Source organism: Anabaena cylindrica UHCC 0172 (genome assembly GCF_034931625.1).
Lineage (GTDB): Bacteria > Cyanobacteriota > Cyanobacteriia > Cyanobacteriales > Nostocaceae > Anabaena > Anabaena cylindrica_A.
The window spans coordinates 1-12,369 of the sequence record NZ_JAYGGY010000094.1; the positions used below are offsets into that span (position 1 = coordinate 1).

At 36.3% G+C, this 12,369-nt stretch carries 10 protein-coding genes and 1 pseudogene; 10 read left to right on the top strand and 1 reads right to left on the bottom strand.

The window, feature by feature from the left end; genetic code table 11:
* The 5 genes and pseudogenes from VB713_RS20805 to VB713_RS20825 form a co-directional block, all read left to right on the top strand.
* Nucleotides 1–145 (top strand): annotated as a pseudogene (locus VB713_RS20805) (IS4 family transposase); the annotation flags it as partial.
* A gap of 42 nt (nucleotides 146–187) precedes the next feature.
* Nucleotides 188–877, top strand: coding sequence for a hypothetical protein (locus tag VB713_RS20810; protein WP_323313413.1), 690 nt, complete (start codon nucleotides 188–190; stop codon nucleotides 875–877).
* 97 nt (nucleotides 878–974) lie between these two features.
* Nucleotides 975–1,574, top strand: a complete 600-nt coding sequence (locus VB713_RS20815) for a Uma2 family endonuclease (RefSeq protein ID WP_323313414.1) — start codon at nucleotides 975–977, stop codon at nucleotides 1,572–1,574.
* Between the two features lie 21 nt (nucleotides 1,575–1,595).
* Nucleotides 1,596–3,227 carry a class I SAM-dependent DNA methyltransferase gene (locus tag VB713_RS20820; RefSeq protein ID WP_323313415.1) on the top strand — a complete coding sequence of 544 codons (1,632 nt, stop codon included), beginning with the start codon at nucleotides 1,596–1,598 and terminating at the stop codon, nucleotides 3,225–3,227.
* Nucleotides 3,220–4,476, top strand: coding sequence for a restriction endonuclease subunit S (locus VB713_RS20825; RefSeq protein WP_323313416.1), 1,257 nt, complete (start codon nucleotides 3,220–3,222; stop codon nucleotides 4,474–4,476). Before VB713_RS20820 ends, VB713_RS20825 begins: the two co-directional genes overlap by 8 nt.
* Nucleotides 4,477–4,513: 37 nt before the next feature.
* Here VB713_RS20825 and pdxA read toward each other — a convergent pair whose 3' ends face one another.
* Nucleotides 4,514–5,542, bottom strand: coding sequence for a 4-hydroxythreonine-4-phosphate dehydrogenase PdxA (gene pdxA, locus VB713_RS20830; protein ID WP_323313417.1), 1,029 nt, complete (start codon nucleotides 5,540–5,542; stop codon nucleotides 4,514–4,516).
* Between the two features lie 331 nt (nucleotides 5,543–5,873).
* On the opposite strand from pdxA, the gene VB713_RS20835 reads away from it, so the two are divergent.
* The 5 genes from VB713_RS20835 (at nucleotide 5,874) to VB713_RS20855 (ending at nucleotide 12,326) form a co-directional block, all read left to right on the top strand.
* Nucleotides 5,874–5,978, top strand: a complete 105-nt coding sequence (locus VB713_RS20835; RefSeq protein WP_323313468.1) for a PetM family cytochrome b6-f complex subunit 7 — start codon at nucleotides 5,874–5,876, stop codon at nucleotides 5,976–5,978.
* Between the two features lie 159 nt (nucleotides 5,979–6,137).
* Entirely contained in the window at nucleotides 6,138–7,136 is a 999-nt protein-coding gene (locus tag VB713_RS20840) for an SDR family oxidoreductase (protein ID WP_323313418.1), read from the top strand.
* An 83-nt stretch (nucleotides 7,137–7,219) separates the two neighbouring features.
* Entirely contained in the window at nucleotides 7,220–8,137 is a 918-nt protein-coding gene (locus VB713_RS20845) for an NAD(+) kinase (RefSeq protein ID WP_323313419.1), read from the top strand.
* 457 nt (nucleotides 8,138–8,594) lie between these two features.
* Nucleotides 8,595–9,281, top strand: a complete 687-nt coding sequence (gene nblR, locus VB713_RS20850) for a response regulator transcription factor NblR (protein WP_323313420.1) — start codon at nucleotides 8,595–8,597, stop codon at nucleotides 9,279–9,281.
* Between the two features lie 195 nt (nucleotides 9,282–9,476).
* On the top strand, nucleotides 9,477–12,326 hold the full coding sequence (locus VB713_RS20855; RefSeq protein ID WP_323313421.1) for a zinc-dependent metalloprotease: 2,850 nt from the start codon (nucleotides 9,477–9,479) through the stop codon (nucleotides 12,324–12,326).
* The last annotated feature ends 43 nt before the right edge of the window (nucleotides 12,327–12,369 follow it).

The window sequence follows — 12,369 nt, forward strand, 5'->3', positions numbered from 1 at the left end:
CTTTTCTCTCTACGGACAACTATGGATTTATGGCATGGAATTATGGGCTGATTTAGCTCTAAACTTAATCGAGCTCAAGCCTCATAAACGCCTCTTTTTTCAGCGTGGCTTTCAGGCTCTATCCCTTATGAAACAAGCTGTTTAACCACCTTGTCACCCGTTAAGAGAAAAGGTAGATTTTCACAAATTGAATCAGTTATATAGAGAAGCTAGTAATCGCTTAGATATATTAAATCTCAAAAAGAATTTAGAAAGTGGTACAGATACGATAAACTTATTGAATGCAGCATTAGAAGATGTAATTTTTTCCTTTGTCAAAGTTGGTGAAGAAGAACTTGTATTAGCAGATGAGCTTAAAAATACATTACATCGGACTCGTGAGGCTTTAGTTAATAACTTTGATCAAACAGATCCACAATTCATAAGTTTAAAAGAAGAGTTAGAAAGATTATTTAAACAGAAAAAGTTAAGTGAAGTCAAGCAAGAGGAAATGAATAAAAATATTAGTAGTTTAAATAAAATTCATGAGCAAATTCAAGAACTTAATCGTCAAAATAATCTATTAAGAGCTAAATATGATCATGATGTTAAATATGTTCGTATTCATAAGCGTCTGTTAGAGTCAAAAAAATTTTCTGTCACAGAACGAAAAATTTATGAAGCATTGCGTGGTTTAAAGACTAAAGCAGATGATCTGATTTTACAAAACACAAAGATTCTGAATAATGAGAGTTATTTTAGTCAACAGATGATAAGATTACTCATTGACCAATTTAAGAATCAGCAGAGAATTGATATTAATACAGAAATGTCTAAATACATCAATAGTTTAATCGTTAAGGAATATATCAACGAGTACAATAGAATTAGTGCATAAATAGTGAAATCGGCGGTTAGAAACCACATCTACACAAACAAAACCTACCTTCGTAGGTTAAAAACCTTAATTAGTTTCATCTGTGGAGTTAAATCTAATGACACAAATTACAACCACAAATTTAGAATTAATTCAACCTTCAGCTAATCATCAGGCTTTGACAGATGAGCAATTCATGTTATTGAAAGAAAATGATAATCTTTATGAATATGTGGACGGAGAGCTAATTATTGTGGCAAATTCAGGTGTAGAACATGGCTACTTAGCTCTAACTCTTGGATATTTTTTAACAGGTTTTGTGCGTGAACATAAACTAGGTATAACTTGTGATTCTAGCACTGCTTTTAAAATGAAAACTGGTAACAAAAGATCACCTGATCTTGCTTTTATTGCCAGGGAAAGGTTACAAGGTTTAAAGCGATTACCCAAGGGGTTTTTTGATGGTTCTCCTGATTTAGCTGTAGAAATTATTTCTCCTAATAACACTTTTGAAGAAATTCATAATAAATTAGTAGAGTATTTTGAAAACGGAACTCGTTTAGCATGGGTGATTTTGCCAGATGAAGAATGTGTATTAGTTTATCGTAAACCTAAACCATCACAGCTTTTACAATTGGAAGATAGTCTTAATGGAGAAGATGTTATTCCTAATTTTAATTTGCCTTTGATAGAGTTATTTCAAGAATTATCTTTTTAGATTAGATATATATTTTCAACTATGCAGCATTTAGACAGTTTAGATTTTGCTACTAAAATTAAAGAATTAATTGATAGTCTTAAAGCCATTTGTGCTTCTTATGGTTTGGGTAATGATGGTAATGAGTTTAAAATTATTACTCAAGTTTTTCTTTATAAATTCACTAATGATAAATTTGCTTATGAAGTAAAAAATATTGATGAAGAAATTGCTCAAGCTGAAAAATGGGAACAGGTATTAAAAAATAAGACTGAAGACGAATATGAATTTATATTATATCAATTACCTGCTAATACAGCCAAGTTAAAACCAGATCATTTTATTTCCACTTTATTTGAAAAACAGAATGATGATAATTTTGCTAAGTTATTTGATGATACTTTGCGAGATATTGCCATTCAAAATAGTGATATTTTCTCAGTCAAAACTGAAGGTGATACAAAAATTCCTCTTTTTGATAGAGTCAGTGAATTTATCACAGATACTTATAAACGAGATGCTTTTTGCAAAGCAATGATTAACCAGTTGGTTAAATTTAGTGCTGAACATATTTTTACACAGAAATATGATTTTTTTGCCACTTTATTTGAATATTTAATTAAGGATTACAATAAAGATAATGGTGGTAAATATGCAGAATATTATACACCCCATGCCGTAGCTAAAATTATGGCGGCGATTTTGGTAAAGGATAAGGTACAGAATGTCACAGTTTATGATCCTTCTGCGGGTTCAGGAACTTTGTTAATGAATATTGCCCATGCTATTGGTGAAGATAACTGTACTATTTATTCTCAGGATATTTCTCAAAAGGCATCTAGTTTATTACGGTTAAATTTGATTTTAAATAATCTCGTCCATTCCATTCCTAATATTATCCAAGGTAATACTTTATTGCATCCTTATCATAAACAAGGTTCAGGATTAATGAAGTTTGATTATATAGTTTCTAATCCACCTTTTAAAATGGATTTTAGTGATTATCGTAATGATTTAGATACAAAAGCCAATAAAGAGCGTTTTTTTGCAGGTATTTCTAAAATTCCTAACAAAGCTACAGATAAAATGGCTATTTATACGCTGTTTTTACAACATATTATTTATTCTCTCAATGAACAGGGTAAGGCCGCTGTAGTTGTTCCTACGGGGTTTATTACCGCACAGTCGGGTATTGATAAAGCTATTCGGACAAAGTTAGTAGATGAAAAAATGTTAGCAGGTGTGGTATCCATGCCGAGTAATATTTTTGCCACGACGGGAACGAATGTTTCTATTTTGTTTATTGATAAGGGAAATAAAGATGATGTAGTTTTGATTGATGCTTCTAATTTAGGTGAAACTGTGAAAGATGGGAAAAATCAAAAAACGGTTTTAACCGCAGCGGAAGAAAATCAAATTATTACAAGTTTTAATGATAAGAAAGCCATTGATGATTTCTCTGTGGTGGTGAGTTATGATCAAATTGCCGAAAAAAGTTATTCTCTCAGTGCGGGGCAATATTTTGATGTGAAGATTGAGTATACAGATATTACTCCAGAGGAGTTTGGGGATAAAATTCAGAAGTTTACTAATAATTTGAATAGTCTTTTTAGTGAGTCTAGGAAGTTAGAAAATGAGATTAAGAAGCAGTTAGAGAGTTTGAGTTATGAGTAAATTTTATAAAGGTAAAACAAGTAAATTGATTGATTTATGTGAATCAATCACTGACTGTCATCATTCAACACCAAAATGGACTAATGAAGGTAAGATAGTAATTAGAAATTTTAATATTAAGAATGGTAAGCTATTACTTGATGAAGTTTCATATACTGATGAAGATGCTTATCAAGAGCGTATTTCTAGAAATCAACCTTATCCTGGCGATCTAATTATCACAAGAGAAGCACCAATGGGTGAGGTTTGTATTATTCCAGATGGTGTTGAGTGCTGTTTAGGTCAACGTTTAGTATTAATTAAACCAAATCTAAATAAAATCAATAACAAGTATCTTTTATATGCTTTGCTTTGTGAATATACACAAAAGCAAATTAAGCAAAGTAATAATACTGGATCTATAGTTAGTAATTTAAGAATTCCACTCCTTAAAAACTTAGATATTCCATTAAATAATAATCAAGATAAAATAGCCTCTATTCTTTCTTCTCTTGATGACAAGATAGAACTTAATAATCGCATCAATTCAGAATTAGAGAATCTAGCTAAAACAATATATGATTATTGGTTTGTGCAGTTTGATTTTCCCGATGAAAACGGCAAGCCTTACAAATCCTCTGGCGGTAAAATGGTGTATGATCAGGATCTTAAAAGAGAAATTCCTGCGGTTTGGGAAGTTAAATTATTGGGAGAAGTTTTAACAATAGTTAGAGGTTCTTCACCAAGACCTATAGATAATTTTTTATCTGATAATGGCTTGCCTTGGATTAAAATATCAGATGCAACATCTTCAAATAATAGATTTATTTTTGAAACTAAACAATTCATTCTTGAAGAAGGTATTCCTTATACAAGACATATTCCACCTGATACACTCATCTTATCAAATAGTGCAACCCCTGGATTACCACGTATTGTCAAAATTTCTGCCGGAGTTCATGATGGATGGTTGATTATTATGAATTATAAAAAGGGTTTAACACAAGAGTTTATGTATCATTATTTCTCTTTTGAACAACGACGAGTAGTTTCTTTTGGAAGTGGCAGTATATTTAAAAATTTAAAAACGGATTACATTAAAAATCTAAAAATTGCTTTACCTGCAAAACTTATTTTGGAAAAAGTATCTCCAAAATTTAAAGAAATTAGCGAATTAATTTCTATTAAATCTCAAGAAAATCAACAACTAACCCAATTAAGAGATTGGTTACTTCCCATGCTAATGAACGGACAAATTACCGTTAAATAAATCAATAACTATAAACAGTAATAATTTTAATCTTTTCTTATGTTTTTTGCTTTACCAACTCCACCGCTAACTGTATCGCTGCTTTCATACTCGTAGCATCTGCAATTCCCTTACCCGCAATATCAAAAGCTGTTCCATGATCTGGGGAAGTTCGCACAAACGGTAAACCAATAGTGGTATTTACAGCCCTGTCAAAAGCCATTAATTTCACTGGAATTAAGCCTTGGTCGTGATAAAGTGCCAAGTAAGCATCAGCAGGATTTTTGATGTCAGAATTACCATACCAAGCTTGACCCGGTTTTACCCACATCGTATCTGGTGGTATTGGCCCCTCTAGCTGCATATTTGGACGCTTGCACCTTTCTGACTCAATCCAGGGAATTAGCCAATCTATTTCTTCGGTTCCTAGTTGTCCCATTTCACCGCTGTGGGGATTCAAACCTGCGATCGCAATTCTCCCATTTTTAATCCCGAAATCTCTCTCTAAACACTCCACCAATAAATCTAGTTTCTGAGTTAATAACGTCGGTGTTAAAGTGTCAGCTACTTGACGCAAAGGAATATGTGTGGTAGCCAGCAAAGCCCGGAGTGTCCAACTGGTAAAAGGCGATCGCCCGACAAATAACATCCCAAAACGGTCAACACCAGCTTTTTGGGCTAAAAGCTCCGTTTGTCCTGGATAATTATATCCCGCTGCCTTCCAAGCTGATTTAGCGATAGGTGCGGTTACAATACCATCGAACTCACCCGCCAAAGTTTGAGATATGGCATATTCCATATAAGCAAAACTCGCTGCACCACTAGCTGCATTACCTACACCTGTGATAATTTCACCAGTTATAGGTACATCAATCACGGATAACTCAGATGGATTTGCCAAAGATATCGAATTTTTAGTTAAGTTCTCATAATTCTGGAATAGTAAATCCCGGCTACCTACCACCACCAGATCACAGCTTTGGCTAACTTCCATATCTGCCAAAGCTTTCAAAATCACCTCTGTGCCGATTCCTGCTGGATCTCCCAGTGTCAATGCTAAACGTGGACGTTTATTGATTTGATACATAAAATTTCTGTGTCACATTATTATTAATTTTGCTCTAAATAATCCGTGACATTAGCCTTGCTTAAATTATTATTACCCATCAACAATTATTTTCCACCAGGTCTATACTCCTGAGTATCGTTGGGTTACACCACCATAGCTGCTAAACTGGTCTAGAATTATTCTCAAAGGTCTAATCCAATAGTAGCGATCGCAGTGCTGGGATTAAACCTAGTTAGCCTCAGTTGTCAGACTAGCAAAAATGAGATTTGATTCATCAAGTCAAATTAAGCAGTCTCATAAACTGGAAATATCAACAAACCATTCACTTCACAAAGGAGAATCACAGCAAATGGGCGGCGAAATCTTAAATGCAGCTATATTGTCTTTCGGCTTAATCTTCGTAGGTTGGGCTTTAGGCGCATTATTGCTAAAAATTCAAGGCGCAGAAGAATAAGCAGGGGGCAGGGGAGCAGGGGGCAGGGAGCAGAGGAGAGAAAAATAATCTATTCTATTACCTGTCACCTCCCTTCATTAAAATTATGTAAAGTTTTATTTATATCGATAATTCTGTTAAGATTCTTTTCATAAAACATTAAAATTTATAAAGACCCTGATGACAATATTAATCGTCGGTGCCACTGGCACCTTAGGAAGACAAGTGGCTCGTCGTGCTATCGATGAGGGTTATAAAGTACGCTGTTTAGTCCGCAGTAACAAAAAAGCTGCTTTCCTGAGAGAATGGGGCGCAGAACTCGTCAGAGGAGACTTGTGTTATCCCCAGACTCTAGAGGCAGCATTAGCAGGTGTCACCGTAGTTATTGATGCTTCGACATCTCGTCCCACAGACTCACTAACTATTAAACAAGTAGATTGGGATGGCAAAGTAGCATTAATTCAAGCTGCCAAAGCTGCCAATGTAGAACGTTTTATCTTCTTTTCCATTCTTGATGCCGAAAAATATCCCAAAGTACCGCTCATGGAAATTAAGCGGTGTACAGAATTATTTTTAGCTGAATCCGGCTTGAACTACACCGTTTTACGGTTAGCTGGTTTTATGCAAGGGTTAATTGGTCAATATGGCATCCCCATTTTGGAAAACCAACCAGTGTGGGTGACAGGTGCATCTTCACCAGTTGCTTATATGGATACTCAAGATATTGCTAAATTTGCTATCCGCGCTTTAAATGTGCCAGAAACCCAAAATCAAGCTTTCCCTGTAGTTGGTACTCGTGCTTGGAGTGCAGAAGAAATAATTAACATTTGTGAACGCTTATCTGGGAAAGATGCCAGAGTCACGCGGATGCCAATTGGCTTACTGCGGAGTGTACAGAGTTTACTGCGGTTCTTTCAGTGGGGATGGAATGTGGCTGACAGACTAGCCTTTACAGAAGTCCTAGCTAGTGGTAAACCATTAAATGCGCCAATGGATGAAGTATATACAGTATTTGGCTTAGACAAACAACAAACAGCTACTGTAGAAACCTACCTGCAAGAGTACTTCAGCCGAATTATGAAAAAGCTGAAAGAGTTAGACTACGAAAAAACTAAGAACAAAAAACAAAAAGATAAAAAAACCCCTTTTAAACAGTCTTCCAAAGTTAATAGTCAATAAAATTCCAGACTAATGACTACATTAGCCAAAAATGTGTAACGATTACTAGAGATCAAGCGTCGCCTAAACTTGGATATTTGAGTGTGCCGAAAGCAGGCATTATCTACAACGACATTAAACCGATAGCGTGTCGAGTCGCTATTGAACTGAAAGATCAGCTAACCGTAGCTGGTTGGGATGTGTGTGTGACAACGAGTATTGGTGGTATATTGGGCTACTGTAATCCAGATAGTCCTGTATGCCACACGCCAATAGAAGGTCTAAATCCCCCTGGGTTTGACTCAGACATGGAATTTGCAGTGGTGCTGGGGGGAGACGGCACTGTTTTAGCAGCATCGCGTCAAGTTGCCCCCTGTGGTATCCCACTATTGACAGTGAATACTGGTCATATGGGATTTTTGACAGAAGCTTATCTTAACCAATTGCCCCAAGCAATGGAACAGGTAATGACAGGTCAGTATGAAATCGAAGAACGAGTCATGCTCACTGTCAAAGTTCTGCGTGGGGATTCGGTATTATGGGAAGCTCTCTGTTTAAATGAAATGGTGCTACATCGGGAACCATTAACTTCGATGTGCCATTTTGAAATCGAAATAGGTCATCATGCCGCAGTGGATATTGCCGCCGATGGTGTGATAGTTTCTACCCCAACAGGTTCGACTGCTTATGCCTTAAGCGCCGGTGGTCCAGTGATTACCCCTGGTGTATCTGTTTTACAATTAGTACCAATTTGCCCCCATTCCCTGGCTTCTAGGGCGTTGGTGTTTCCCGATAGTGAACCAGTTAATATCTATCCAGTCAATGTTCCTCGCATGGTAATGGTGGTAGATGGCAATGGTGGATGTTATGTTCTACCAGAAGATCGAGTATATTTAGAGCGATCGCCATACAGTGCCAAATTCATTCGCTTACAATCACCAGAGTTTTTCCGCATTTTACGGGAAAAATTAGGTTGGGGTCTACCACATATTGCTAAACCCAATTCTGTAGAACTGCCTTAATTATCAAAGGGCTGAGGGGGTAAATTGTTTCCTTCCAGAATTGCTGGTTAGGGAATTGTATTTGGAATGAGTAATTAAAATCGCACCTTGGAAATGTCGATGATTGATATCTAAACGTGTTAAAACATCGTTGAGACTAGATTGATATAAGTAGTATAAGTAGGTCGGCGTTAAAAATTGTCGTTATGACAAGGCAAGGGGCAGAAGGCAGGAGGGAAGAGGTTTTGAGGCAATTTTACGTTTCGTTACATACTTCTGTTGTTTTGCGCCTTTCTACTTAGTTGGAATTTTTGTCACAGGTTCATAGGTAATAATTTTTTCCCAATCACTAATTACCTAACATCCCAAGCTGGTATAGCAAAATTCTCAATCAAACTTGTACCAACATCAAAAACCCTTATTACATTTCCAGCGTCATACAATCCCCAATTCCAAATCCAATATCCCAAAAATTAATATGATAGTTGCTCACAATCCCTGTGTTCTGGTGATTGAACCCGATGATAGTCTAGCCCATCAACTGGCTTTTGATTTGCAAGAAGCTGGCTATGAGGCAGTTGTGGCTAATGATGCAGCTGGTGGATTGCAAAACTGCCGGGAAGTCAGTCCTGCTTTAATTGTTGTAGACCGGATGCTGACAGGAGAATCAGGACTTTCTTTGTGCAGAAATCTCCGTACTATTGGTAATCGCGCCCCGATATTGATTTTAATGGCCAGAGATACAGTTGATGATCGTGTAGCTTGTCTCGAAGCTGGTGCAGATGATTACATCCTCAAGCCTTATCGCTCGGAAGATTTTTTGAAACTGATTCGTTTATATCTCAAACCTGATGTTGATACTAACGAACAATTGCGCTTTGGCGATCTAGTTTTAGATATTGGTACTCGTCGCGCTATCCATAATGGTAGACCAATAGACTTAACAATGAAGGAATTTGAATTATTAAAGTTTTTTATGGAACATCCCCGCGAGGTATTAACCCGTGAACAAATTTTAGAAAATGTTTGGGGTTACGACTTTATGGGTGAGTCAAATGTAATTGAAGTATATATTCGTTATTTGCGTCTAAAAATCGAAGAAGAAGGTCAAAAGCGCCTCATTCAAACAGTTAGGGGTGTAGGATACGTATTAAGAGAATCCTGAGAGCAACAGGTCTAACTACCCCAACAGAATTAATACATAGATTGTTTTCCCTTTCCCCGTTCCCTATTCCCTGTTTACTGATTTGATGATTAACTAGTACAACAGGGCAGAAATAACTAGAAAGTATCCACAAAAAGTAGCTTTTATCCAGCATTGCTGCCTGATTTTGCGAAAAATAGTTATTGGGGATGTAGGATGAACAAAATAACTTTTTATATTGTTTTGTTACAAAGTTTGTTTTTAGGAATGGGGAGTACTAACGCTCAGTCACTACCAATCAATCGACTTAAACCGGTGACAGAAGCAGGGAACAAGCTAGGAAAAGCGGCTGAAAGTACATTACCACCATCACAAATATGGGTAATTGATCAGGATAAAAAATTACAAAAACAACCTTTTATGTGGGTAGTTCAAGATCCACATCAAACCAGACAGCAACCATTTTTGCAAGCGGCTAAAACTCCCAAAAAACCAAGAAGCTTCACCAAGCCATCTCAAGAGGATGGGTTAGAATCGTTTGATGAAGTAGTGAAAGATAGTCAAAAGCTAGAAGGGCTATTTACTCTCTATCGCCAAAAACAGAAAAATCAAATATATTTAGAAATTAAGCCAGAGCAACTACAAAAAAACTTCTTAGCTACAGCCACTTTGGAATCTGGTATTGGTGAAAAGGGTATTTATAGTGGTATGCCATTGCAAGATTTTTTGTTTTATTTCCAACGAGTAGATAATAACTTACATTTTGTAGTTCGTAATGTTAATTTTCGTACTCGTCAAGGAGATCCCCAAGCGCGATCGCTTGCTCGTTCTTTTAGTGACTCTGTTCTCTACACTATTCCCATTAAAAGTATTAATTCTGAAAGCAAAACTATCCTCATTGATTTAAGTGATTTATTGCTGACAGACTTGGCAGGATTATCTGCAAGTTTAGAATTAGCTTCTAACCCAGATCAAACTTATTTTGGTAATGCCAAAGCTTTTCCCCACAATCTAGAAATTGAATCAATTTTTAACTTCTCTAATAATAGTGGTGGCAAAAATGAAAGCGAAGATTTTGAAGTTTTACCTGATAATCGGGGTTTTACTGTGCGGGTTCACTATAGCCTTTCCCAACTACCTAATAATGATTATATACCCAGATTAGCAGATGATCGGGTGGGATATTTTATCACTGCACATCAAGATTTATCTATAGATGATCGTAATGATCCTTTTGTGCGTTACATTAACCGCTGGAATTTAGAAAAACAAGATCCTACAGCCGCAATTTCTCCACCTAAAAAGCCGATTGTTTTCTGGATTGATAACGCTGTACCGTTTGAATATCGTGATGCTATTAAAGAAGGCGTATTAATGTGGAATCAAGCCTTTTTGAAAGCAGGATTTAAAGATGCAATTGAAGTCCGACAAATGCCCGATAATCCTACATGGGATGCTGCGGATATTCGTTACAATACAATTCGCTGGATTAATACAATAGATGGATATTTTGCTATGGGTCCATCTCGTGTTAATCCATTAACTGGAGAAATTTTAGATGCAGATATTATCGTTGATGCGAGTTTTGTGCGGGTATTAAAAAACGAATATCGTCAAATTGTTTTACCCAATAAAACACAAACTAGTACTTCCTTATCAGCATTGATGGAAAATGGACTACTTTGTGGAAAAAGTGATAAAACTACCAAGGGATTAAGAGGTAATTTATCCAAACTAGCAGGAGAGTATGATTTATGCTACGGAATAGAAGCTGCTAATCAATTTGCTTTTGGTTCTTTAGCAATGTCTCTGTTACCAAATATCGCTCCTACTAAACAACAGGTACAGGATTATATTCATCAATATTTACGTTTAATTATTGCTCATGAAGTTGGTCATACTTTAGGTCTGCGGCATAATTTTCGTGGTAGTACTCTCTTACCACCAGAAGAGATGAATAACCGTGAAATCACCCGCAGTAAAGGTTTAACAGCTTCGGTAATGGATTATGTTCCACCAAATATAGCCCCTCATGGTACTCCACAAGGAGATTATTTTCCTAATATGGTGGGAAGCTATGATCAATGGGCAATTTATTATGGTTATACTCCTACTCAAGCCAAAACTCCCATTGCAGAGAAACCATTTTTAGAACAAATTGCTAAACAATCAGAAAACCCAGAGTTGAGTTATTCTCCAGATGAGGATGTATCTAGTATTGATCCTACATCTGCTCCTTGGGATAATAGTAGTAATGTGCTAGTTTATTCACAATGGCAGTTGAATAATTCTCGTTTTATGTGGGAAAAATTAAATAACGGTTATTCAATTGAGGGAGATAGTTACAGTGATTTAAGTGAAAAATTTAGCACTATATTTGGCAATTATTTACAGCAATTATATTACACGAGTAAATATATTGGGGGACAGTCTTTTTACCGTGTTCATCCTGGAGACAGCAAAAAACGCTTACCATTTGTATCAGTACCTGTAGAGCAACAAAGACAGGCATTAGCAACGCTGCAAGAGTATGTTTTTGCTGAAGATGCACTGAAATTTTCACCAGAATTACTAAATAAATTGGCACCTTCTCGTTGGTATCATTGGGGTAGTAGTCCGAAGATGGGACGTTTAGATTATCCAGTACATGATTTAGTTTTGTTTGTGCAGAGTGTAGTGTTAAGTGATTTACTTTCAAGCGATCGCTTATCACGTCTTAAGGATATTGAACTCAAAAGCGCAAAAGGAGAAGCACTGGCTTTACCTGAGTTATTTGATACCTTACAAACCGGGATTTGGACAGAGGTTTTACAACCGAAAGGTAAATTAGAAATTTCTAGTTTGCGAAGGGGTTTACAACGACAATATGTGAACTTTTTAACAGCGATGGTATTACGGAAAGTAGACGTACCAGAAGATGCTCGCACATTAGCTTGGTATAAACTAAAACAGTTAAATCGTCAACTCCAGCGGGTAAAATCTCAGGATGAATATACTAAAGCACATTTACTAGAAACTAGCGATCGCATCGGAAAAACTTTAAATGCACCATTGCAGGGAAATTAACAATCACAATTCCCTTACCAGCTAACAGTTTCATCTCGATACA